A 20,984-nucleotide genomic window follows, 5' to 3' on the forward strand; every position below is an offset into this window, starting at 1 on the left:
TCCTCTCTTTGGCGACCTTGCCCCATGGCCCCTTCCGCCCCCCGGGCCCGCGCGAGCGCCCGCGTGTTGCCCCCGACACGCCGCGGCGGCCGTGCATTTGGGGCCGCTCGCGGCCGCGCGCACCTGAGCCCCGCCCCCAACCCGCGCGAGCGCGCGCGTGTTGCCCCCGACACGCCGCGGCGGCCGTGCATTTGGGGCCGCTCGCGGCCGCGCGCGCGGCCAAACCCTATTTCGGCGCCGTCAGCTCCAGCGCGATGTTGTCCGGGTCGCGGAACTCCAGAATGTACGACGGCCCGATGTCCTTGATCGGCTCGTGGGCGATCCCCAGCTCGTCGAGATGCTCTGCCGCAGAATCTAATTCAGCCTTGCTGCCGACCCGGAACGCGATGTGGTCCAACCCGCACCGGTTCTCGTCGAAGCGGTCGTCGGCCACCGGTCGCAACCCCAGCAGCCCGCCGCCCATGTCGTAGATCACGCCGCCGAACAAAAACCCCAACCGCCGCCGGGTCGCTTCGTCGGCGTTCTCCGGTGCCTCGATGAGCACCGGCCAGTCGAACACGCTCTCGTAGAACTGCCGCGACCGTTCGATGTCGGTGACAGTGAGCCGGACGTGTGCAATTGACGTGCTCGTTAAACCCATCCACCCCATGCTGCCAGAATCAGTTACGTGCAGATAGGTATGACCATGCCCGTGATGGAGCCCGACCTGGACGCGGGGCTGCTGCGGCAGTGGGCGCAAGCGATCGACGAGGGCCCGTTCTCCTCGCTGTGTTGGGGCGAGCGCATCGCCTTCGACAACCCGGACAGCCTGACGCTGTTAGGTGCTATCTCGGCGTGGACGCAACGGGTGCGGCTGGTGACGACGGTGATCGTCCCGCAATTGCATGACCCGGTGATGCTGGCCAAGGGCCTGGCCACCGGCGACATGCTCAGCGGTGGCCGCCTAACGGTCGGCATCGGGGTCGGCGGCCGGCACGAGGATTACAACGCCGTCGGCGCCGATCCCAAGACGCAGACGATCCGTGGCATGGCCGAACGGGTCGCCGTCATGAAACGCGTGTGGGCCGGGGAGAAGACCACCGAGTCGGTGCGGCCGGTAGGCCCCCCGCCGGTGCAAGAAGGTGGCCCGCCGCTGCACGTCGGCACGATCGGACCGAAGACGGTGCGCAGCGCGGCGGCCTGGGCCGACGGAATGGCCGGAACCACCCTGGACCTCGATGTCGCCAAGCAGAACGAACTCTTCGACGTCGCACGCACGGCCTGGAACGAGGCCGGCAAACCGGAGCCCCACCTGGCCACCTCGTTCTGGTTCGCGTTCGGCGACGCCGACGACGCCCGGGGCCAGGTGCACCGGCATCTGCGGCGCTACATGAACTGGATCCCGGCCGAGTACGTCGACGCCATGGCCCCGATGACCGGTTGGGCGGGCACCGAAGAGGACCTTGTCGCGGTGCTCAAGAGGTTCGCCGACATCGGTACTCACGAGGTGCAGCTCATTCCCACCAGCTCGGACATCGAGCAGCTGCGCCGCGCTGCGGACGTCGTCGCCGCCCTCTGATCAGCCCGCGGCCGCTTCGTGCACGGCGGACTGATCCGTCGGCAGTCCTTTGCGCAAGGTGGCCAGCAGTTCGCGATACGGGCCCACCAGGTACACGGTGTCGCCGCCTTCCAGGCGGGCATCGCGGCGCGGATGCAGCTTGACCTGCCCGTCGGGACCGGTAATCGCAATGACCCGTGTCTGCGTGGACAACTCGTGCATGGGCTTGCCGTCCAGCTCGCTGCCGGAGGCGACGCACATGCCGCCCACCATGAACGAGCGTTGCCCGACGGAGAACGTCCCGAGCACCTGCAGTCCCATTGCGGCGCCGATGAACCAGGGCGCCGCCAGGTCGACCGTGGAGCGAACGTGGTTGAACCCGAACCGCTGTGCTACCGCGGAACCCAGCGACCGGTCGTACACCCGCAACACCAGCGGAACGTGCTTGCGGTGCGGCCTGCGATGCGGGCGGGCCTGCAACATCTCCCGCAAGACGATGCCGACCTCGATGTTGACCATGTCGTCCTGGGTCAGCACGGCCACCGCGCGCGCCTTCTCGACACCGGCATATTCCAGCGTCTGGCGCAGGGTCGCATCGCCGAAGATCACCGGGACATCGAGTTCGGCCGCCGAGGCAAGGTACCGGTTGTTGTCGTCGAGCTCGATCACGGCGACGTCGCATCCGGCGGCGACCAGGTCGCTGACCACGCGGCTGCCGAAAGAACCGAGCCCGACGACGATGATGTGGTTGCGCATGTGGCGTACCCGCGAGCGCCCGGCCGAGCGAACGAAACGACGCGACAACAACAGGTCGGCGACGAAGGCCACCAGCAATGCGGTGGTGGTGACGCCGGCGAACATCAGCATGATGCTGAACAGCCGCAACCAGATCGGCTGGTTGGCGAAGCTGAAGTCGCCGTAACCCACGGTCGCGATGGTCTCGGTGGTGAAGTACAGGGCGTCGATCCAATTCATGCCCGGCATCCGGTAGCAGAAGCGCAGCACCACCGTCGACACCACCAGCAGGGCCAGCGCCGCCCCCAACGCCCGGTAAAACATCGGGTTCACTTCGTCACGCACGGTGCGCACGGCGTCCATGCCACGGTGCATCCGGGGCCGGCCGGAGCGCGTCGGCACCGGCCGGGGAACCTGGAGACCGCGGGCTGTCACCTCCTCGGCGGTGCCGATCATCACCGTCCAGTCACCGGCATGGACCTGCAGGTCCCGGCCGGGGCACGCCACCACCTCACCGGGAGCCGGGGAGTCCTTGGCGCCGATCACCGCCACCGGCGCAAGATCGCCGTAGATCTCGCGCAAGGTCGCGTCCCGCGGCGCTTCGGAACCCGAGACCACGAAGTGGATGCCGGCCGCATCGAACGGGTGCGCGGTATAGGCCAGAACCGATTCGACCACCGAAGGCGCGGCAAGGTCGGCGACATCCAGGATCGCGCCCGGCCCGTTGTCGGCGGCCATGGCCTCGCGCAGCACGTCGTTGGCCAGGCGGGCGACCACCCGCACGCGCGGGTTGGCTTTCCTTGCAAGCAAGGCGATTTCGAGGTTCTTCGCGTCGTCGTCGCCGACGCAGACCACCGCGTCGGCGTTGCTGAGGTCGACCCCTGCCAGGTTGTCGCCGGTCAGCATCGCGACGTTGGCGCCGACTTTGTTGAGTTCCTCGATGATTGTCGCGGCCAACGCGTCGTCACCGCTGACGATGATGTGGCGCACCATGTCCCGCCCGCTCCGCCATGAGTTGTCCCGCATGAACACCCACTCCCGATGACATGGGCGTCGGCCGGCTTGAACTGACTATCGGTCACGGCGCCGGTTAACGCCAGCACGACGCGCCAATGCGTCGATCCGAAACATATCTTGGTCCTGAGCCGAACCGCCCGCAATTCTGTCGTGATACTTGGGTTGTGCCTTTTATCGAAACCGTCGCGACGCGCGAGGCCTACCGAAACCCGTGGATGGTGCTACGCGAAGACGACATCCGCCGGCCCGACGGCAGCCCCGGGATCTATGCGGTAGTGGACAAGCCGACCTACGCGCTCGTAATGCCATATGACGGAGCGCGATTCCGGCTGGTGGAGCAGTTCCGCTATCCCGTGGGCGCGCGCCGCTGGGAGTTCCCCCAGGGCACCGCCCCCGATCTGGCCGACCTGGAACCGGCCGCGCTCGCCGAACGGGAGTTGCGTGAGGAAACCGGGCTGCGGGCAACCTCGTTCGAGGCCCTCGGCCAGCTCGACGTCGCGCCCGGCATGAGCAGTCAGCGCGGCTGGGTCTTTCTGGCCACCGGAATATCGGAGGGGGATGCCGACCGCGAGCACGAGGAGCAGGACATGCGCAGCGCCTGGTTCCCGCGCGAGGACGTCGAGCAGATGATGCGCAACGGTGTGATCGCCGACGCGCAGTCGATCGCCGCCTACGGACTGTTTCTGTTGCTGGGGCGATGAACTTCCGGCCCGACGACGGTCTACCCCGGTATGAGGATCACACAGCGCAACCTCGACGGCTACGGGACACCGCCGATCGGGTGGGACCGTGTCACAGCGGTGTTGCACGGCCCGCTGCCGCAGGCGCCGGGCACCGGTGGCCCGCACCGGCACACCACCTGGCTCACCACGATCAACCCCGACGGGAGTCCGCACGTGACGCCGGTGGGCGTGCAAGCGGTGGACAGCACCTGGTACTTCACCTCCGGCCCGGCTACCCGTAAGTCCCGCAATCTGGCTCGTGACGCCCGATGCACCCTCAGCGTCGCCACCGAGCCGTTTGACCTCGTCCTCGAAGGCGTGGCCGAGCGGGTCACCGAAAGGGGTGAATTGACCTGTGTGGCAGCGGTATACGCCGACGATGGTTGGCCGGCCGAGGTGGCCGGTGACGCGCTCACCGCGCCGTTCAGCGCACCCTCGGCAGGACCGGCGCCCTGGCATCTCTACCGGGTGCGACCGTCCACGGTGTTCGCCTTCGGAACAGCCGAACCGTTCGGTGCGACGAAGTTCGAACTGGTCTGAGCGGGATCGTATCCGCGCCGATACCGGATAGCGTCATCGAACCGACAGCATGGACACGATGCGCCTGGGATGGAAGTTCGTGATCCTCGCCGCGCTCGTCCCGGCCTTCGGCATGCCGGTGGCGTACGCGGCGGCACCGTCGTGGACCGGGAAATACTCGCTGGTGCGGTACGCGGTCGACAAGACGGGCACCAGCGTTGCCGCCCAGCAAACCGAACAAACTTTCAGCGCCGACTACGTCTTCTCGACGGTGTGTTCGGCCGCCACCTGCGTCGCCACCGCCAACAACGGCCCCAAACCCAACAACCCGACGATCTCGGTGCCTTCGCACTACACCTGGGACGGCGCCCGGTGGGTTGAGCGCTTCGACTTCCAGTGGGATTGCTATATGGGAGAGGGAGTTTCGAAAGTGTGGGCGCCCGCCAAGTCGTGGGCGTTCTATACCCCGCAGTCCGACGGTTCGCTGCGCGGCTCCTGGCACACCGACATCGCCAGCGGTCCGTGCCAGGGCAGCGTCGAGATGCCGGTGGCGGCGTTCCGCGCGTAACCGCGCGCAACGAAACGCCGCCCCACAATCTGTGAGGCGGCGAATCGGGTCGAGGATTCAGGCGCTGGTGACGTACTGCGGGCAGTAGGCGCTGGCGGCGTCGACGGCGAAGGTGTGGGCACCGCTGCTGCTCAGGCCGGTCCGCGTGGCCACTCCGCTGATGACCTGCTTGCTGGACTGTCCGGCGTCGAGTGCGCTGCAGACGGCGTGGGCCTCGCTGATGGCCCGCGCGCTGCTGGGCGGGGTGATGCCGTCAGCCTTGATCTGCGCGATGAAGGCGTCGTCGACCGTGCTCGCGCCCGCGGTGCCGGCCAGGCCGAGGGCGGCCAGACCGAGCGTGGCGGCGGTCAGGGTGGTGCCGGCCAGGGAAGCGGTGAAACGACGAGTGAACATTTCTATCTCCGTGTTACTGAGGGTGGTGGACGCTGGTTTGCGTTAACCAAAGCCTCATGCGCGCGGCTTGTGAACTTCTCAAAGGATTCTTGGTGCCCGGAGATCAGAGTCCGTGCGCCGCCAGCCAGTCCCGCATTCTCTCGGCCACCGCGCGCCATCCGGGTTCCAGCATCACGTCATGGGCCAGGTCCGGGAAGACCTCCGCCTCAGTACCGTAAACGGCTGCGATGGAACGGGTCTCGCGCGGTGTGACGATTGCGTCGTGCTCGGCGCCCAGGACCAGCAGGGGCACGCGACGTACGCGTTCGGTGTCCACCAGGTCGAGGGCGAGCATGTCCAGAAAGGCCGGGTAGGACTCGTCCTCAATTCGCCGCTGATAGGAGATCACGTCCGCCTCCGGCATCCCCGGGGAGAAGAACAGTTCCCGGGCCATCGCGGGCGTGGACACCAGCGGTCCGAGCCGCAGCTGGGCGTTCACCTTGGCGAACCGTACGGGGTGGCGACGGGCGATGCGCCCGGTCACCCGCAACACGCCGCCGGGCCGGATAGACGCCAGCAGGATGGCCCCGGCGGCGGTGTGCCGGGTCAGGAAGTGCTGCACCACGAAGCCACCCATCGAATGCCCGATCGCCACCGGGGGCGTCGGCAGCGACTGTGCAACCGAGGCGACATCGGCGACGTAGTCCCGGATCCGCGCCCAGCGCAAGGTGCCGGGACTCGCGCCGTGGCCGCGCAGGCTCGGGGCGAGGACGCGGTATCCGTGGCTCGCGAAGAAGTCGAGGAAGTGCTCGTCCCAGCACCACGCCGCATGCCAGGCGCCATGGACGAAAAGCAACGGCACGGGGTGCCGGTCCGTAGTTTCGCCCTTGTCGATGACTTCGAGCATGCGGCTGTCAGCCGGCCGCGTTGGGCCGCAACGGCGGACAGCTACCGCCATAGTCGGAGGCCAGCTCGAAGTGCCAGATCTCGTTGGCATAGATCTGGCACAGCCCGTAGGCCGCACCGTTGCGGATGAGCCAGGTGTCGGCGGCGGTGGGACCGACGTCGACGGCGTGGCCGATGACGTGTTTGGACGTCTCGGGGGAGGCCACGTATTCGCTGGCGATCGCGGCGCTGCCGTAGCGGGCGACCGCGTCGTTGAACAACTGCTGCTGGAATTCCGGTGAGCGCCACCCTGAGGTGAGGCCGAGGGTGATGCCGTCGGCCTTGGCGCCGTGCGCGGCTCGCTGAATCGCGTGCAGCAGCGCCGGGGTGAGGCGGTTGACCGCGGGGTCGGCCAGGTCGAAGGTACTGAGCTCCTGGCCGTCGGGCACCCAACCGCCGGCGGTGTCGTCATCCCCGGGTGCGGCGGCGGACGGCGCCACGGGAGCCACTGTGGCGAGCATCAGCCCGGCTGCCACCGCCCAGAACCATTTCCGAATCATCGCCTTGTACCTTGGCGAGTCCGGTCACACGCGTCAAGCTGAGCGGGCCTCTCACGCGGCCAGAACCGTCGACACCAGGGGTTTGAGCGTCTTGAACAGCGGCTCGCGGTCGCGCAGGTAGAAGTGGCCGCCGCGCAGAATCTGCACGGAGAAGTCCGCGGAGGTACGGGATCGCCATTCGCGCAGGTCGGATTCGCTGACCAGCGGGTCTTCGCTGCCGCCGAAGACGTGGATCGGGCAGGGCAGCTCCGCGTTGTTCTCCTCGCGGTCGGTGGCGCAGAGCCGCAGGTCGTGCCGGGTGGTGCTGACGGCCCGTTCGTGCAGCGTGGGCCAACGGGTCAAACCGGTAGGCCAGCCGCCCAGGTCGGAGAACAACGTGACCAACTGCTCGTCGTCGAGTCCGTCGACCAGGTGCAGTGGTGGCGGCAGGTGCGGCGGGGCGTAGGCGGACAGGAACACCGCGCGGGGCAGCGTGGCGCCCGCCGCCGCCCGCACGGACGCCAGCCGGTAGGCGAGCAGCGCGCCGAAGCTGTGGCCGAAGAACATGTGCGGCTCGTCGAGGTAGGGGCGCAGTTGCTCGTTGACCTCGTCGACGAGATCGCGCATCGTGCTGAACCGCTCGCGGTTGGCGATCTCGACGGGAATCACCTCGACCGCCGGCGCGAGAGCCCGCTGCCAGGCTTTGAATGTCAGGCTGCCGCCGCCGGCGTGGTGGAAACAGAACATCCTCATGGTCGTCGCCTTCTTCTCGTGGCTGGTAAGGCTCACGATCACGGATGCGACTTGAAGGATCCTTGGTGGATTCTTGCGAGGTCCTTGCGGCTTATCGGATAACGCAATACCGCAGGTGGACGACGCCCGGCGCTTCGAGTACCCGGACCAGTTCGAGGCGGGGTTCACCGGCCGGCAGGCCGTCGAAAAGGCGCTCGCCCGAGCCGAGTATCACCGGGTTCACCTGGAGGTCGATCTCGTCGACCAGGCCGGCCCGGATCGCCTGCCGGGCACAGGAGGCCCCTCCCGCGATCGAGATGGGCCGGTCGCCGGCCGCGTTCCGGGCTTGCGTGTGGGCGGATTCGATGCCGTCGGTGACGAAGTGAAACGTCGTTCCGCCCTGCAGCTCGATCGGTTCGTGCGCAAAGTGCGTCAGGACGAAGACCGGGCAATGGTACGGCGGGACGTCACCCCACCAACCTGCCCAACCGGAGTCGCCCCACTCCCCGCGGATCGGGCCGAACATGTTGCGGCCCATGATCGTTGCGCCCATGCCGTCGAGCATGTCCGACATCACCTGGCGGTTGGCCGGATGGTCCCTGGCCGGTCCGAGGTGCCAGCCGTGCAGCTGTTCACCGCCTAGGCCCAGCGGATGCTCAGCGGATTGATCGGGGCCCGCCACGTAGCCGTCGGCGGAGATCGACATCGAGAGATTTGTTCTGCTCACCCCGATGCAGACCGTCGCCGCCGGTGAAACTCACCGGGCCAGTGGGCTGTAGAAGACCAGACCGTTGCCCTTGGTGTCGTAGACCACGGCGCGGCGTTCGTGCGCATCGTCATAAGGGGCTCGCACGATGCCGCCGCCGCTGGCTTCGATGGCCTTTGCCGCGGCATCGACGTCCGATGTCTTAATGCCGACGACGACCTGGCCGGGAATGGGGTGGTCCACCGGGGTCGCGAGTGCCAGCGTGATCGAGCCGCCGTCGAGGGCCGCGAAGTGGTCTCCGTCGCGGAACTTCACCGCCATTCCCAGGGTCTCGGAGTAGAAGCGGATCGACTCATCGAGATCGTCCGTCGACAAGACGATCATCCGTACTTCGTGCGTGCCCACTGCCACCTCCTTGGAATCACTGTGCCGAGAATCGTTGTGCCGCCAAGGGTAATCCGCGGACGGTGTGGGTGAAGATGGAACGGTGACGGTGCAGAGATCGAATGAGTTACTGGGGATCGGACCCTTCGAGCCGACTTTCCGGAGCGAACTGGCCGAACGCTACGAATTCCGCACACTCCCAACCGGTTCGGCCAGAGCCGAGTTTCTCGCCGAGCACGGCGCCGAGATCCGGGTGGTGCTCACTTCGGGCGGCCCCGGCGCGGACGCCGGGACCATCGCCGCACTGCCCAACCTGGAAGTGATCGTCAACAACGGGGCCGGGGTGGACGCGATCGACCTGGACGCGGCCGGGCGTCGCGGCATCGGCGTCAGCAACACTCCCGATGTGCTGTCGGACACCGTCGCCGACACCGCTCTGGGGCTGATCCTGATGACACTGCGCCGGTTCGGCGCCGCGGACCGCTACGTGCGGGCCGGTCGCTGGGCGACCGACGGACCGTTCGGATACGCGCGCGATGTGAGCGGCCTGCAGGTCGGGATCCTCGGCCTGGGGCGCATCGGTTCGGCGATCGCAACCCGGCTGCGCGGATTCGACTGTGCCATCGCCTACCACAACCGCCACCGTGTCGAGGGCTCGCCGTATCGGTACGCGGAGTCGGCGGTGCAGCTTGCCGAGTCGGTTGACGTACTGGTGGTGGCGACCACGGGCGACGGGGGGACGCGCCATCTGGTCGACCGGGCCGTCCTGCAGGCGCTGGGTCCGGACGGCTATCTGGTCAACATCGCCCGCGGCAGCGTCGTGGATCAGGACGCACTCGTCGAGTTGTTGCGGGGCGGCGGCCTTGGGGGAGCGGGTTTGGACGTCTTCGCCGACGAGCCCCACGTGCCGGCCGAACTGTGCGACATGGACAACGTGGTGCTCTTCCCACACATCGGCAGTGCCACCGCGCGCACGCGAAAGGCGATGGCGCTGCTGGCGATCCGCAACCTGGACAGCTACCTGCGCACCGGGGAGCTGGTTACCCCGGTGCTGCAGCCCGTCAGGCGGTGAGCCTCCGCTGCACTTCCCGGGTGACGTCGAGGTGGCGCTGCACGGTCGCGAGGTCGGCCTCGAGCGTGCTGGCGTCCGGCATCGTGGCGGCGGTGGCGTAGCGGGCCACCGCGGCTTCGATGGACTCGACCGTGGTCGTGATGGTGGCGAGCAACTCGTCGCGGTGGCCGGGCGCGAGTTGCGCGACGGCGACCAGGTGGTCGTCGAGGTCTAGCGCTGTCTGTTCCAGGTCGGCGCGCAGCACGATCGTCGTCCCGGTGTCGACGGCGTTGACCGCGTACAGCGCCGTCATCGCGTCCCGCAGCCTGCGGTGCAGCCGGGCTTCGGGGTCGTGCGATACGGCCCACGACCGGGGGGCGCGGGTGGGCCGGCCCGGGATCAGCTGGTTGGCGTCGGTGAGGGCCCGTTGCTGTCGGTGGTTGACGACCGCCACCACCGCCAGCGCCGCAGCCACGATGAGCGCCAAGATCAGGATCACCGCTATGACGACGTCCATCGACTACCTCCTGTGCACGCGACTGGGCGTTCGGCTCGAATGATGGCCGTGCGAATGGAAATACGCCCAGATCGCAATAATTAGGATCACGACGAGGACCGCACAGGTGATGGCGATCGCCAGCTTGACCTTGCTCCACGGCCGGTCGCCGGCCACCTCTCCGGTGAGGCCGTTGATGGCGACCTGGAACGGGCGGTTGCTGTACATGACGGTCAGTAGCCAGATCGGTAGCAGGATGTGCTTGAAGCCCAGGTAGTTCCAGTTGGTGCGCAACTGGTGGATCCGCTGCCGGTCGCCGCCGATGTCGGATCGCACCGTGCGTTCGACGGTCTGCTCCATCTCCTGCTTCGCCTCGGGCAGAGCCTGTTCGGCGTCCTTGTCGTAGGTGCGGCACAGGTGGCCGGCCACGAACTCCGGTGAGTAGGCCCGGGCCTGCTCCACCGGCCACGGCTCGAGCTGTTTGATCCGTTTGCGGTTGAGGTTCTCGCTGTCGTTGGCCAGTACCGGCAGGTCCGCGAAGACGTTGTTGACCTGCCCGGAGACCCGGTACCAGGATGTGCGCGTCTCGTAGATGGGGTCGCCGTCGCTGTCGGTGCCGACCCGGACCTGGTAGTCCTCGCCGCGTTCGCCTTCGTACCAGGTGTCGGTGTTGGCGTCGTAGGTGAAATAGGCCGTGTAGAGGCTGGAGAAGGCGCCGATCTCACGGTACTTCTTGAAGTCGGTCGGTGCGAACCAGCGCTTGGTGACCCACTTTTCGATGAGCTGACGCGCCTGCTTCTCGTCGATGCGAAATGGCACCACGCCGTCCACCGGCAGTCGCGCGGGCGCGTTGTGCACATCGTCGCGCTGGATCGGTGTCGCGCAGTAGGGACACTTGGTGGAGGTCAGGCTACCGGCGAATTCGGTTGTGCCACCACAATTTTGGCACTTGACCTCGCGCATGCCGGAGACATTCGGACCCTCCTGCGAGCGCTGTGCCTCGCGCAGTTGTTGCATCGCGCCGCGCAATTCGCGTGATCTGACCGCGGCGTTGGGTGCGACGACGTCGGAGTAGTTGCCGCAACTGGGGCAACGCATCTTCTGGCTGGCGATGTCGAAGTTGAGCTGTCCGCCGCAGGAGGCGCACGGGTAGGTGAGGGTGCGCTCGGTCTGGTGGAACATCGCGGGGCCTGCCGGCGGTCCGGCGAACGGACGCATGGGCGGCGGGCTCGCCTGGGGCGGCGGGGCCTGTCGCGGGGGCAGCGGCGGCGGGCCCGCCTGCCTGGGCGGCAGTGGCGGCGGGCCGCTTGGGGGGCGTGGCAGCGGCGGTGGACCCGCTTGCCGCGGTGGCAGCGGCGGCGGGCCACTCGGAGCACGCGGCAACGGCGGCGGCTGCGGCGGTCGTGGGCCGCGCGCCGGGTCGCCCGGGTCGTAACTCATTGCTGCGGAAGCGGTGGCGGCGTGCCGGGCAGGGGAGGCGGCGTGCTGAACAACGACTGCAGCGCCGGCACGCTCGACGCCGGGGCCCAGTTCGCCATCCCCTCGGTCCACACCACGGTGTCGCGGGTCAGCTGACCGCTGGCGACGAACGGCCGCAGCGCGCTGACGGGGTAGGGGCCGGCGGGCTGACCGCCCTGATCGAAGTGGAACAGCTGCTGGGTCGGCAGCGGCGGGGGAGCGCCTTGCATCGGTTGTTGGGTAGCCGCGAATTGCTGCGGCTGGTATTGCGGTTGGGCGGCGTTCGCCATCTGAGCGCCGAGCGCGACGCCGAGCCCGGCCTGGATTGCCGAGCCGGCGGCACCCCCACCTTCGTTCTGGGCCGCGGCCAGCATCGCGTCGGCCCGCCGGGCCTGCTCGAAGCGGTTGAGGTCGCCGACGTTGTTCAGGAAGCCGCTCTCTTCCACGCCGCGCGCGACCCCGCGGGTCATCGCCTGCTGAATCTCCTCCGGCAGCGAGATCGTCATGGTGACCGCGTCGATCCCCAGGCCGAAGGCCTGCACGCGCTGGGCGACAAACTCCCGCAGCTTGTCCGACAACTCCACCTGGCGACCCTGCAGGTCGATCGCGCCCAGGCCGGTGCCCATCACCATGTCGTTGAACGCCAGGGCGATGTTGCGGCGGATCAACTCTGTGATCTGATCCATGTCGACCACGCTCTGGGTGCCCAGCACCTGGCGCAGGAAGACGGTCGGGTCGGTCACCCGCACCACCGTCGTGCCGTTGGCCCGGACCTGCACCATCTTGAAGTCCGGGTCCCGCACAGTCACCGGTTGCGGTGTGCCCCAACGTAAGTCGGGATAGGGGCGGGTGTTGACAAAGTACACCTCGGAGCGGAACGGGCTGTTGAACCCGTACTTCCAGCCCTGCAGGGTGCCCAGGATCGGCATGTTCTCACTGGTCAAGGTGTAGTGGCCGGGAGTGAACTGGTCGGCCAGCTGGCCGCGGTAGACGAACATCGCCCGCTGGCCCTCGCGGACGATCAGCTGGGCACCGTTCTTGATCTCGTTGTCGTACCGCGGGAACCGCCATGCCAGGGTGGTGTTCGTGTCGTCGAGCCATTCGATGATGTCGACGAACTCGCCCCGGATCATGTCGCGCATGCCCATGGTCTTGGTCCCCTCCTCGGCGTTCAATATCTCGGCGAATCTTACGCGGCGACGCGGTTGTTCAGCTGGCGGTTACGGCAAAGCCCTGCTCCGCCGAAGCGGATTGCGCGGACAAGATTCCAGGAGACTTCTTGGAGAATTCTTGGAGCCCTGCTTACGCCCGGCTTGCGACGGAGCGGATGAGGTCAGCGGTGCGGCGTGGCCGCTCGATCATCACCAGGTGCCCGGCGGGGGTGATGGTGACGTGTTCGGCGCCGAGGGTTCCTGCCAGCTCGATCTGTTGGGCGCGCCAGCGGCGGGTGCGCCGGCCGGTGTGGGCGGTGGCCACCACGCGCGGCACCGGTGGCAGCGGGTTACCGGTCCGCAGGACGTACAACTCGGCCGCGAGCTCGTGGTAGCCCACATACTCGGTCAGCAGAGCCCGGATCAAGTCGGGATCCTTTGCAGCGCTGTATATTTGGTCCCGCATCCGGGCGTCCAGGCCGCCGGGGCGGCGTCGTTGGGCGAGCCGGAGACCGGCGCGGGCCAACGGTTCGTGCAGGCGCATTGTGTGCAGCAGCCGGGCCGCCGCGTCGGCGCCGATGACCTTGGACCGCAAGGGCAACGCGAGCCGCCGGCGCTCGGCCGCGATGCTGGAATCTAGCAGCAGCACGGCGCCGGTGCGGTCCGGATACAGTCGCGCGAACGCCTCGGCGTAAAAGCCGCCGACCGAATGCCCCACCACCACAGCCTTGTCGGCACATTGCGCGGCATCCAGGACGGTCGCGATCCGCCCGGCTTCACCCCGGACCGTGCGGCTGCGCGGAGTACCCGTCACCGGTGTGCCGGGCCGGTCGAACCGCACCACGATGTGATCTCGGGCCAGGTCTGCCACCGTGTCAGCCCAGTGCAGCGCGCGACCGCCAAGACCGCTGGACAACACCACCACCGGGCCGGTCTCGCCGTCGACGAGAACGCGCACCCGGTGGCCGCCGACCTCGACATCGGCGTCCGGGCTCACGGGCCGGTGACGCTTCGGGCCCGGGCGGCGCGTACGGCGGAGTAGATCAGCCAGCCGGCGAACGCCACCAGCTCCGCCCGTTGTGCGACGCCGACCATGCCGATGACGTCGGTGTGGTCGATCAGAATTGCCACACCGGTCCAGATCGCGGTTCCCACCAGCGCCACCAGCGTGACCAGTCCGGCTCGGCGGATGGGCGTCGGGGCGTCTTCCCGGAAATCGGCGATGGCGAACGCCAACAGCGACGCGATCGCGGCGGCCAGCGCCAGCCCGCTGCTCAGCCAGTGCAGCTGATGGCTCAGCGGCACGGTACCGGCAGCCTCGCGGGCCGCGCACGCGGCGTTGGAACTCGGCGCGCACACCAGCGTCCACACCGTGCTGTCCAATCCCGTCGCCACCGCGAAAACACCGAGCGCGCCCCAGCCGGCCTTGCTCCACCGGCTGCCCCGGACACCGATCAGCGCGGCGACGGCCGCCACGACCAGCACGACGGCGCAGGCCCGGTCGCAGGCCCGGAACCACTCGCCGTACGGTTGGTCCGCCGCGGACAGCTCGCTGATGTACATGTCGGGGTCCGGCAGCAACGAGCGGGTCAGGTAGTTCTCGAGGATCCAGTTCGAATACAGCACGGCGCCGGCCACGCAGCCGGCCACGGCGACCCATCGCAGCGCGGACAGCAACTCCCGGCTGATGTCCGTCACCGGGACGGAGCGCGGCCGCACTGCCATGAGGCCATAATGCCGTGCCGGCAGGCTGAGGGAGGCTCTTCGAGCCGCGGCGTGCCGCAGGGTGTTACGCCAGGTCCGATTCGATGTCGACGGCGGGGTACTGGCGGACGCCGGTTTGCAGCGCCTTGAGCATCAGCTCCGGCTGGTGTTCGTACGGCGCGGTCGAGTCGATGAAGCGCTTGACGACCTCCACGAAGCGGTCCGGGTGGTCGCCGTGCGGCATGTGCCCGGACTCTTCGAAGATTTCCAGGCGCGAGCCGGGGATCTGTTGGTGCGCCAGCCGGGCGTGGTTCGCCGGGATGATCAGGTCGTCCTCGCCCCAGATGATCTGGACCGGTAGGTCGTGCATCAGGTAGGTGCGGTCGAGCATGGTGACGTACTGGCCGCGGGTGTCGACGACCGCGCGCAGGGTGCGGGCGAATGCTTCCACCGCACCGGGCTTGCTCAACCCGCCGACCAGGCGCGGCAGGCTGGCGACGTCGCGAGTGAGCCGGGTGGAGCCGACGACGTGCCCGACGGCGCGGCTGACGAGGCCCAGGGCAGGGACCGCGCCGGGCAGCCGCAGCGCCGAGAGCATCTCAGCGCCCATCGGCATCGCCGCGAAACGCAGGGCCGCGCTCACCTCCTTGGTGACGCCGCCGGCGCTGACCAGCACCACGCGCTCGACGAATTGGGGGTACTGGTAGGCGAATTGGGCAGCCAGGCCGCCGCCCAGGGAGTGCCCGACCAGGGTGACCCGATCGATCTCCAGGGCGGTCAGCAGGTCGCGCAAGCCGTTGGCGAAGGCGGCCAGCGAGTAGTCGGCGCGGGGCTTGTCTGACTCGCCGTGGCCCAGCATGTCCGGGGCGATGACGGTGAATCGTTGAGCGAGCTTGGCGTGCACCGGTTCCCACGTCGTCGAGCTGTCGCCGACGCCGTGCAGCAGCACCACGACCGGGCCGGACCCGGCGATGCGGAAGGCGCGGCGGTGGCCGTGGATGGTGCGGAACTGCAGTGCCGGCGCGGCGACATCCCGTACTGGCCGTAAGTGGCGGCGTGAACGGTTCGTCATGGTCTCGTCCCCTTCGTATGCGTCTCCACCGCCGAGGCGGGGTATTGCGGAGAAGCTTGCCGGGGGGTTCTTGGAGAATTCTTGAGACGTTCTTGCGCGGGGGCGGCTTATCTTCGCCGAGCCTGCAGATTTGCAGGGCTCTTCTCGCACTTTCGCTGCAGGTTTACCGGCTCGACGGTGGGCAGCTGATGAAGGTGACCCACGCCGGTGACGGTGCGGCTGTCCGGCCCTTCAATCGGTTGCCGCTAACCGACCTTGACCAGCGTGAAGGTGTCATGCGGGTTAGGGATTCCGCAGGGTGCGGAGCTCGCCAGGAAGTCCACGCCGCCGACGAGCGTGACTGGGTCCCACCACTGCCGGACGGTGACGGGATGCGTACCGCCACCCCACGAAGATCCGTTGTCGCCGAGAAAATACGAAGGACATGTGACGCCCTCCGGCACGGTCCGCGTCACCATGTGGCGGCCGTCGACCAGCGGGGCGGTGAAACCGTGACCGGGCGCGGTTGTCACATGTGCGACGCACTGTGGGGTGCACGTCGTTTTGATGGTCCATGTTCCCGCGGCGATGGGACCTTCCATGTAGGCGTAGACGCCGTCAGTGGCAGGGACTTCGGCGCTTGCTGGCGGCGTCACGGTGGCGAGGCCGGCGGAGAGTATCGCAACTGTTGCCAACGGCAAGTTCGGCCACATCGCTTCGCCTTCCTGCCCCGGCTTCGTTGCCTATGGACAATATGGCTGAAGAATATCGGCGAAAGGCCAGCTCAGAATATTTTTACAAGTGAGTTCATAGAAAACTGCTATGGGGGCGACGCTCGATTGGGATCAGGCTGCGCGAAACCTAGTCGTCGCAGCAGTCGCAACCATGTGCCGCCGCAGTGGACGTCGACGGTGCCGCGCAGCAGGCGTCGCCTCGACAGGCGTCGATTCCCTCTTTCACGGCGATGCCGGCTATCACCAGGCCTGCGACCGGGTCGGCCCAGGCCCACCCGAACGCGGCGTTGAGGACCAGGCCTCCGAGCAACACCGCCGACAAATAGGTGCACAGCAGCGTCTGCTTGGAATCGGCCACGGGTCGGGGTGTAACCCTGGCTGCGGTCAGCGCAGATAGCGTGTCCGAGGGCGATCATCGTGTCTTTGTCGCCGCCGAAACCCAGCTTGCCCATCTGCGCCAGATAGGCGGGCAGGCGCATTCTCGGCTCGTCCGCGGCCGTCACCCCGCGGCCGCCAACCCGTCCGGTTCGGCCGCGCCCAGATGCTGGCTGTTTGACCGATCATAACGAATCCCGTTGTGCTGCAAAGCTATACGGAGTTCGGGTCAGCGACCTGGACGTCCGGCGAAAGGTCTCCCACCCGCGTCGCGACGAACGGGATCACTATAGGGGCGCACGGCGCCTCCAACTGCGTGCTCACTCCCACGAAGGTTCCGTCCGGTTTGACCTGGAACGACAGCGTCTCGGTGCCCTGCTTCATGGAGTTGTTGCAGGTGAACATCTTCCATCTGGTCGCCACCCACTGGTCGCGGTTCTCGCGGAAAACCAACGCGCCCTCCTCGGGCGGCTGCAACCAGGTCGGGCCGATCGAGGTGTCCCAGGCCGTCGCGACGCACCCGGAGGGCGGGCACGCGGAGCGCATCGCGATCACGGTGGAGTGCGCACCGGTCGGCTTCGGCACGCCGTCGATCGTCTGCTTGCTTCCGTCGAAATCGAACCGGTACATGCCGTCGGCCAAAGCCGATGCCGACGCGACCGCGGGCCTGGCCAGCGTGACTGCCGGGCCGGAAGCGACCGCGATTGCAGCCGCCAGGAGTATTCGAGAGATGGCCATGATGTCGTTCCCAGTTCGCAGTGCCCGAGAACTGATCGTGGGCGCTGAAGCTGACCAACGCAATAGCTGCCCGTCTCGTATGGTCGGTAGGTGCTGATCGGACTGTTGTTCGCCCTGGCCTGCTCGGTGTGTTACGGAACGGCGTCGGTATTGCAGGCGGCGGCGGCCCGGTCGGTGGAAGCGGGCAGCGGCTCGGGGGTCGACGCGGTGCTGTTGATGCGCGCCCTGCGGCAGTGGCGCTACCTCGTCGGCATCGGTCTCGACGGCCTCGGCTTCGCGTTTCAGGTCGTGGCACTGCGATTGGTGCCTATCTACGTGGTTGCCGCCGCGTTGGCCGCGTCGATCGCGGTCACCGCGATAGTCGCCGCATGGATGTTGTCGGTGCGGCTGTCCCGAGCCGAATGGACGGCTGTCGGCGTGGTGTGCGTGGGCCTGGCGCTGCTCGGCATCGCGGCCGGACCGGAAGGCGACGGGCACGGCCCGGCGGGGCTGGCGTGGGCACTGTTGGGCGTCGCCGCGGTGGTATTCATCGCCGGGGCCGCCGCAGGCCGGTTGCCCGACCGTCCGCGCGCGCTCGCCCTCGGGCTCAGTGCCGGCACCGGGTTCGGCCTCGTCGAGGTCGGCGTGAACCTGATCGATTCGCTCGATCCCACCAGGGCCGCCTTCTACGCCAACCCGGCGCTGTACGCCAGCGCCGTCGGCGGAGCGGCGGGCTTTCTGTTGCTCACCTCCGCGCTGCATCGCGGCTCGGTGACCACGGCGGTGGCCGGAATGGTGGTCGGTGAAACGGTCTTGCCGGCCATCATCGGCGTGGTCTGGCTCGGCGACCAAACCCGGGATGGTCTCGGCTGGATGGTGGCCGCGGGCTTAGGAATCGCCGTCGCGGCAACGCTGGTATTGGCGCGGTTCGGCGAAACACCCAGTCCGGAAACGGTTTAGGTTGCCTGGGCAGCTGTGGCATCGCGGCAGGGAGCACACGTTGGTTGGATGCCCATTTCTTGACATTCATGAGATAGGGGAGCAAGAGACGTTCGGCCGGGTCGGTTTGAACGATGACCTGTCATTGAAACTCGAACCCAGCGATGGACACGTGCTCGGGCCGATTGGCGCCAAAGCGCTGGTTTTCAATGATGTTTGGATGCCGCCTCGCGACTCGTTGAGTTGGAGAACCGTGCTTTCGCTGGACCGGGCCGAGATAGCCTTCTATCTCACCGAGGCGCGGATCGCGTATATCTGCGCGAATTACAGCAAACGCCGCGTACGGGTGCGGGGCAGCACGACCGTCGGCGACGCCATCGCCGCCCGGAAGGCCTCGAAGACCGTCGAGAATACCGCCCTCGCTGGACAGTTGAGATTTCCCTGGATCAAGCACTGGGAGTGGTACGGCACTTCGCTGCGCCTTTTCGCCGAGGAACAGGAAAACACGAACTGGCCGGAACCAGTGCGCTGGCCGTTGTCAGTCACCATTGAGCTCCGCAGGCGTGAGGATGTGCTCGCCGCGAGCGACGCACTCATGACGAGGATCCTGGCCTACCGCCTGGTCGACCGCAGCCCGAAGGACGAGTCGACCATGCAACAGTTGCGCGATTTGTGGCATGGTCGAACGGTGCTCGCGCCCAGGCCGCAAACGGTCGACGGTTTTTGTGGTCTCGAGAATTCTCGAAAATTCGGCATCCCGGGTTGCTTGCCCTGGGGCCATGGTGCGGACTATGTGCCACCCGCACCTCCGTCGCAACTGCTTGAGGCCGAAAGCTGATGAAATCAGGACCCGTGACAACGAAAACGCTGGTATGAGTCGCATACTCGATGTACCCGTCTCTGGCGGCCCGTACGCGCTGACCGCGGGACCCGACGGCGCGATGTGGGTGACGTTGGTGCACAGCGGCGAGATCGCCCGAGTGGCCGCCGACGGTGGACTCAAGGTGTATCCGGTTGCGGCGCAGAGCAAACCGTCGATCATCGTCGCGGGACCCGACGGCGCACTGTGGTTCACCCGCAACGGCGACGACCGGATCGGGCGGATCACCACCGAGGGTGACCTCTCGGAGTTCGAATTGCCGGGAGGCAGTGCGCCTTTCGGTCTCACCGCGGGACCGGACGGGGCGCTGTGGTTCACCGCGATGACGTCCGGCGCGGTGGGCCGGATCGGCGTCGACGGGGTGGTCACGGAGGTGGCATTCCCGGGCGGGACGCCGTCGATGATCACCGCGGGACCTGACGGGGCGCTGTGGTTCACGCTGAACCAAGCCAACGGAGTCGGCCGGCTCGAGCCGTCGGGTGACCTGACGATCCGGGACGTGCCCACCCCGCGCGCCGGGCCCGTCGGCATCGCCGCGACGCACGACGACGCGGTGTGGTTCACCGAAATCCTGGCCGACAAGCTCGGCCGCATCCCGGTCGACGACGCTATCCAGGAACTCGACCTGCCCGGCAAACCCCATGCGGTGGTGGCCGATCCGACCGGTGGCGTGTGGGTGAGCCTGTGGGGCTCCGACCAGATCGCCCGGGTCAGCGCCGACGGTGAGGTGTCCTCGATCGACCTGCCGGCCGGCAGCGAGCCGCACGGGCTGGGCATCGGGCCGGACGGCGCGTTGTGGGTGGCACTGGAGGCGGGGTACGTCATGCGGTTGCCGACGGTGTGAGGGGGTGCCGACCACGACTAGCCTCATAGCGGTGACGACGGGCCAGGATTTTGACACCATTCCCGCTGCGGAGATCAAGCGCGACGACAACATCGAATTCCCTGCGGGCAATCCAGAGGTGAAATGGCACTTCGACGAGAACAGGGCAGCCAGGCCGCCCTGCGACCAGCCGGGGGTGCAGTGGTATGTCGAGGCGCTCGGAGAACCCATACTCGGCAGTCCGTTGGGCGATCTGTACACATACACGGTGAAAGAGGTCGGCGGGGCCGGCGCCGATGTCGAAGTCAAGATCAGGGGCCACGTGCCCGTACGCCGCTACCGGCGACACCAGGCTTAGGTTTGGGTGCAAGCCCGTGGCTCGCGCCGCATCGTTAACGCGTCGACGCCGTTGTAGTACCCGGGACGGACGCCAACCTGGTCGAACCCCACGTCCTGGTACAGCGCGATAGCCGCTTCGTTGTCGTAGCGAACTTCCAGATACACGGTGCCGCCCGCGGCGAAATTCAGCAGCTCGTCCAACAGCCGGCGGCCGATGCCGTGGCCTTGGTGCGCCGGGTCCACGCCGATATTGCGCACCTCGTAGAACGACACTCCGGTGAAACCCGTGGAACCCAAACGCACGATGCCGCCGTAGCCGATCAGCATCCCGGCCCTGCGCGCGCTCACGAAATGACCGTCTGGGTTGGCCATTTCGCGTGCGAATATGGCCGCCGCCCACGGATTCTCGCCGGCGAATAAGACCGCGTCCAACTCGGCGCATCTGCCGGCGTCGGACGGCAACAGCGCACCGATGACCACCGGCTCCAAGTGCTCGGTCATCGGGCGGCGACGGCCGGTGGGGCCGGATATCGATAGGTTGGGAGCAGGC

Annotated in this window: 26 protein-coding genes and 2 pseudogenes; 9 read left to right on the plus strand and 19 right to left on the minus strand. The window is 67.6% G+C overall.

Features of this window, described 5'->3' with window-relative positions; translation table 11 throughout:
* Nucleotides 1-226: 226 nt before the first annotated feature.
* Nucleotides 227-640, minus strand: a complete 414-nt coding sequence (locus ACNQS7_RS27920) for a VOC family protein (RefSeq protein ID WP_418015088.1) — start codon at nucleotides 638-640, stop codon at nucleotides 227-229.
* Nucleotides 641-679: 39 nt separating this feature from the next.
* On the opposite strand from ACNQS7_RS27920, the gene ACNQS7_RS27925 reads away from it, so the two are divergent.
* A complete protein-coding gene (locus tag ACNQS7_RS27925) occupies nucleotides 680-1,558 on the plus strand; it encodes an LLM class flavin-dependent oxidoreductase (RefSeq protein WP_418015089.1) in 879 nt (292 codons plus the stop codon).
* Here the strand turns inward: ACNQS7_RS27925 and ACNQS7_RS27930 are convergent, their stop codons facing one another.
* Complete coding sequence (locus ACNQS7_RS27930) at nucleotides 1,559-3,298, minus strand: NAD-binding protein (protein ID WP_418015090.1); 1,740 nt, start codon at nucleotides 3,296-3,298, stop codon at nucleotides 1,559-1,561.
* A gap of 206 nt (nucleotides 3,299-3,504) precedes the next feature.
* Here ACNQS7_RS27930 and ACNQS7_RS27935 point away from each other — a divergent pair, with 206 nt between their 5' ends.
* The 3 genes from ACNQS7_RS27935 (at nucleotide 3,505) to ACNQS7_RS27945 (ending at nucleotide 5,098) form a co-directional block, all read left to right on the plus strand.
* Nucleotides 3,505-3,990, plus strand: coding sequence for an NUDIX domain-containing protein (locus tag ACNQS7_RS27935; RefSeq protein ID WP_418016183.1), 486 nt, complete (start codon nucleotides 3,505-3,507; stop codon nucleotides 3,988-3,990).
* A 30-nt stretch (nucleotides 3,991-4,020) separates the two neighbouring features.
* Nucleotides 4,021-4,551: a pyridoxamine 5'-phosphate oxidase family protein gene (locus ACNQS7_RS27940; RefSeq protein ID WP_418015091.1), complete on the plus strand. Its 531-nt coding sequence runs from the start codon at nucleotides 4,021-4,023 to the stop codon at nucleotides 4,549-4,551.
* A gap of 112 nt (nucleotides 4,552-4,663) precedes the next feature.
* The gene (locus ACNQS7_RS27945; protein WP_418016184.1) at nucleotides 4,664-5,098 is read left to right on the plus strand and encodes a hypothetical protein; all 435 of its coding nucleotides are present in this window, start codon (nucleotides 4,664-4,666) and stop codon (nucleotides 5,096-5,098) included.
* A 57-nt stretch (nucleotides 5,099-5,155) separates the two neighbouring features.
* Here ACNQS7_RS27945 and ACNQS7_RS27950 read toward each other — a convergent pair whose 3' ends face one another.
* The 6 genes from ACNQS7_RS27950 to ACNQS7_RS27975 form a co-directional block, all read right to left on the minus strand.
* A complete protein-coding gene (locus ACNQS7_RS27950; RefSeq protein WP_418015092.1) occupies nucleotides 5,156-5,491 on the minus strand; it encodes a DUF732 domain-containing protein in 336 nt (111 codons plus the stop codon).
* 103 nt (nucleotides 5,492-5,594) lie between these two features.
* On the minus strand, nucleotides 5,595-6,377 hold the full coding sequence (locus tag ACNQS7_RS27955) for an alpha/beta hydrolase (RefSeq protein WP_418015093.1): 783 nt from the start codon (nucleotides 6,375-6,377) through the stop codon (nucleotides 5,595-5,597).
* 7 nt (nucleotides 6,378-6,384) lie between these two features.
* A complete protein-coding gene (locus ACNQS7_RS27960) occupies nucleotides 6,385-6,915 on the minus strand; it encodes a M15 family metallopeptidase (RefSeq protein ID WP_418015094.1) in 531 nt (176 codons plus the stop codon).
* A 51-nt stretch (nucleotides 6,916-6,966) separates the two neighbouring features.
* On the minus strand, nucleotides 6,967-7,683 hold the full coding sequence (locus tag ACNQS7_RS27965) for a thioesterase II family protein (protein ID WP_418015095.1): 717 nt from the start codon (nucleotides 7,681-7,683) through the stop codon (nucleotides 6,967-6,969).
* Between the two features lie 55 nt (nucleotides 7,684-7,738).
* The gene (locus ACNQS7_RS27970; protein WP_418015096.1) at nucleotides 7,739-8,353 is read right to left on the minus strand and encodes a dihydrofolate reductase family protein; all 615 of its coding nucleotides are present in this window, start codon (nucleotides 8,351-8,353) and stop codon (nucleotides 7,739-7,741) included.
* A 30-nt stretch (nucleotides 8,354-8,383) separates the two neighbouring features.
* Nucleotides 8,384-8,737, minus strand: a complete 354-nt coding sequence (locus ACNQS7_RS27975; RefSeq protein WP_418015097.1) for a VOC family protein — start codon at nucleotides 8,735-8,737, stop codon at nucleotides 8,384-8,386.
* Nucleotides 8,738-8,819: 82 nt separating this feature from the next.
* Between ACNQS7_RS27975 and ACNQS7_RS27980 the strand changes: the two genes are divergently transcribed.
* Complete coding sequence (locus ACNQS7_RS27980) at nucleotides 8,820-9,788, plus strand: 2-hydroxyacid dehydrogenase (RefSeq protein ID WP_418015098.1); 969 nt, start codon at nucleotides 8,820-8,822, stop codon at nucleotides 9,786-9,788.
* Here ACNQS7_RS27980 and ACNQS7_RS27985 read toward each other — a convergent pair.
* From ACNQS7_RS27985 to ACNQS7_RS28030, 10 genes and pseudogenes are all read right to left on the minus strand, one after another.
* A complete protein-coding gene (locus ACNQS7_RS27985) occupies nucleotides 9,778-10,284 on the minus strand; it encodes a hypothetical protein (protein ID WP_418015099.1) in 507 nt (168 codons plus the stop codon). The two genes, ACNQS7_RS27980 and ACNQS7_RS27985, sit on opposite strands and share 11 nt — an antisense overlap.
* 3 nt (nucleotides 10,285-10,287) lie before the next feature.
* Nucleotides 10,288-11,481, minus strand: coding sequence for a hypothetical protein (locus ACNQS7_RS27990; protein WP_418015100.1), 1,194 nt, complete (start codon nucleotides 11,479-11,481; stop codon nucleotides 10,288-10,290).
* A gap of 218 nt (nucleotides 11,482-11,699) precedes the next feature.
* A complete protein-coding gene (locus ACNQS7_RS27995; protein ID WP_418015101.1) occupies nucleotides 11,700-12,896 on the minus strand; it encodes an SPFH domain-containing protein in 1,197 nt (398 codons plus the stop codon).
* A 127-nt stretch (nucleotides 12,897-13,023) separates the two neighbouring features.
* Complete coding sequence (locus ACNQS7_RS28000; RefSeq protein ID WP_418015102.1) at nucleotides 13,024-13,869, minus strand: alpha/beta fold hydrolase; 846 nt, start codon at nucleotides 13,867-13,869, stop codon at nucleotides 13,024-13,026.
* Nucleotides 13,866-14,597 carry a DUF998 domain-containing protein gene (locus tag ACNQS7_RS28005; RefSeq protein ID WP_418015103.1) on the minus strand — a complete coding sequence of 244 codons (732 nt, stop codon included), beginning with the start codon at nucleotides 14,595-14,597 and terminating at the stop codon, nucleotides 13,866-13,868. Before ACNQS7_RS28005 ends, ACNQS7_RS28000 begins: the two co-directional genes overlap by 4 nt.
* Nucleotides 14,598-14,661: 64 nt before the next feature.
* Entirely contained in the window at nucleotides 14,662-15,648 is a 987-nt protein-coding gene (locus ACNQS7_RS28010; protein WP_418015104.1) for an alpha/beta fold hydrolase, read from the minus strand.
* A 245-nt stretch (nucleotides 15,649-15,893) separates the two neighbouring features.
* Nucleotides 15,894-16,283: a hypothetical protein gene (locus ACNQS7_RS28015; protein ID WP_418015105.1), complete on the minus strand. Its 390-nt coding sequence runs from the start codon at nucleotides 16,281-16,283 to the stop codon at nucleotides 15,894-15,896.
* Nucleotides 16,284-16,488: 205 nt separating this feature from the next.
* Nucleotides 16,489-16,719 (minus strand): annotated as a pseudogene (locus ACNQS7_RS28020) (hypothetical protein); the annotation flags it as partial.
* Between the two features lie 16 nt (nucleotides 16,720-16,735).
* Nucleotides 16,736-16,840 (minus strand): annotated as a pseudogene (locus ACNQS7_RS28025) (DUF732 domain-containing protein); the annotation flags it as partial.
* Between the two features lie 109 nt (nucleotides 16,841-16,949).
* A complete protein-coding gene (locus ACNQS7_RS28030; RefSeq protein ID WP_418015106.1) occupies nucleotides 16,950-17,474 on the minus strand; it encodes a hypothetical protein in 525 nt (174 codons plus the stop codon).
* A gap of 90 nt (nucleotides 17,475-17,564) precedes the next feature.
* On the opposite strand from ACNQS7_RS28030, the gene ACNQS7_RS28035 reads away from it, so the two are divergent.
* Genes ACNQS7_RS28035 through ACNQS7_RS28050 form a run of 4 tightly spaced genes read left to right on the plus strand, consistent with a single transcriptional unit; the run spans nucleotide 17,565 to nucleotide 20,453 of the window.
* Nucleotides 17,565-18,413, plus strand: a complete 849-nt coding sequence (locus tag ACNQS7_RS28035; RefSeq protein WP_418015107.1) for a DMT family transporter — start codon at nucleotides 17,565-17,567, stop codon at nucleotides 18,411-18,413.
* Nucleotides 18,414-18,453: 40 nt separating this feature from the next.
* On the plus strand, nucleotides 18,454-19,230 hold the full coding sequence (locus tag ACNQS7_RS28040; RefSeq protein ID WP_418015108.1) for a hypothetical protein: 777 nt from the start codon (nucleotides 18,454-18,456) through the stop codon (nucleotides 19,228-19,230).
* Between the two features lie 34 nt (nucleotides 19,231-19,264).
* Nucleotides 19,265-20,116: a virginiamycin B lyase gene (locus tag ACNQS7_RS28045; RefSeq protein ID WP_418015109.1), complete on the plus strand. Its 852-nt coding sequence runs from the start codon at nucleotides 19,265-19,267 to the stop codon at nucleotides 20,114-20,116.
* 31 nt (nucleotides 20,117-20,147) lie between these two features.
* Nucleotides 20,148-20,453 (plus strand): hypothetical protein, encoded by a 306-nt coding sequence (locus tag ACNQS7_RS28050; protein WP_418015110.1) that lies wholly within the window; start codon nucleotides 20,148-20,150, stop codon nucleotides 20,451-20,453.
* Here the strand turns inward: ACNQS7_RS28050 and rimI are convergent.
* Complete coding sequence (rimI, locus tag ACNQS7_RS28055; RefSeq protein WP_418015111.1) at nucleotides 20,450-20,935, minus strand: ribosomal protein S18-alanine N-acetyltransferase; 486 nt, start codon at nucleotides 20,933-20,935, stop codon at nucleotides 20,450-20,452. The genes ACNQS7_RS28050 and rimI overlap by 4 nt on opposite strands.
* Between the last annotated feature and the right edge of the window lie 49 nt (nucleotides 20,936-20,984).

The organism is Mycobacterium sp. 23, assembly GCF_048287075.1.
Taxonomy (GTDB): domain Bacteria; phylum Actinomycetota; class Actinomycetes; order Mycobacteriales; family Mycobacteriaceae; genus Mycobacterium; species Mycobacterium gordonae_B.

Excerpts from the sequence above, each read along its gene's own strand:
- ACNQS7_RS27940 (WP_418015091.1), top strand. The coding sequence starts at position 4,021 with ATGAGGATCACACAGCGCAACCTCGACGGCTACGGGACACCGCCGATC.
- ACNQS7_RS27930 (WP_418015090.1), bottom strand. The coding sequence starts at position 3,298 with ATGCGGGACAACTCATGGCGGAGCGGGCGGGACATGGTGCGCCACATC.
- ACNQS7_RS28010 (WP_418015104.1), bottom strand. The coding sequence starts at position 15,648 with ATGACGAACCGTTCACGCCGCCACTTACGGCCAGTACGGGATGTCGCC.
- ACNQS7_RS27950 (WP_418015092.1), bottom strand. The coding sequence starts at position 5,491 with ATGTTCACTCGTCGTTTCACCGCTTCCCTGGCCGGCACCACCCTGACC.
- ACNQS7_RS27990 (WP_418015100.1), bottom strand. The coding sequence starts at position 11,481 with ATGCGTCCGTTCGCCGGACCGCCGGCAGGCCCCGCGATGTTCCACCAG.
- ACNQS7_RS27955 (WP_418015093.1), bottom strand. The coding sequence starts at position 6,377 with ATGCTCGAAGTCATCGACAAGGGCGAAACTACGGACCGGCACCCCGTG.
- ACNQS7_RS28045 (WP_418015109.1), top strand. The coding sequence starts at position 19,265 with ATGAGTCGCATACTCGATGTACCCGTCTCTGGCGGCCCGTACGCGCTG.
- ACNQS7_RS28030 (WP_418015106.1), bottom strand. The coding sequence starts at position 17,474 with ATGGCCATCTCTCGAATACTCCTGGCGGCTGCAATCGCGGTCGCTTCC.
- ACNQS7_RS27920 (WP_418015088.1), bottom strand. The coding sequence starts at position 640 with ATGGGTTTAACGAGCACGTCAATTGCACACGTCCGGCTCACTGTCACC.
- ACNQS7_RS27935 (WP_418016183.1), top strand. The coding sequence starts at position 3,505 with ATGGTGCTACGCGAAGACGACATCCGCCGGCCCGACGGCAGCCCCGGG.
- rimI (WP_418015111.1), bottom strand. The coding sequence starts at position 20,935 with ATGACCGAGCACTTGGAGCCGGTGGTCATCGGTGCGCTGTTGCCGTCC.
- ACNQS7_RS27985 (WP_418015099.1), bottom strand. The coding sequence starts at position 10,284 with ATGGACGTCGTCATAGCGGTGATCCTGATCTTGGCGCTCATCGTGGCT.
- ACNQS7_RS27960 (WP_418015094.1), bottom strand. The coding sequence starts at position 6,915 with ATGATTCGGAAATGGTTCTGGGCGGTGGCAGCCGGGCTGATGCTCGCC.
- ACNQS7_RS27945 (WP_418016184.1), top strand. The coding sequence starts at position 4,664 with ATGCCGGTGGCGTACGCGGCGGCACCGTCGTGGACCGGGAAATACTCG.
- ACNQS7_RS28005 (WP_418015103.1), bottom strand. The coding sequence starts at position 14,597 with ATGGCAGTGCGGCCGCGCTCCGTCCCGGTGACGGACATCAGCCGGGAG.
- ACNQS7_RS27925 (WP_418015089.1), top strand. The coding sequence starts at position 680 with ATGACCATGCCCGTGATGGAGCCCGACCTGGACGCGGGGCTGCTGCGG.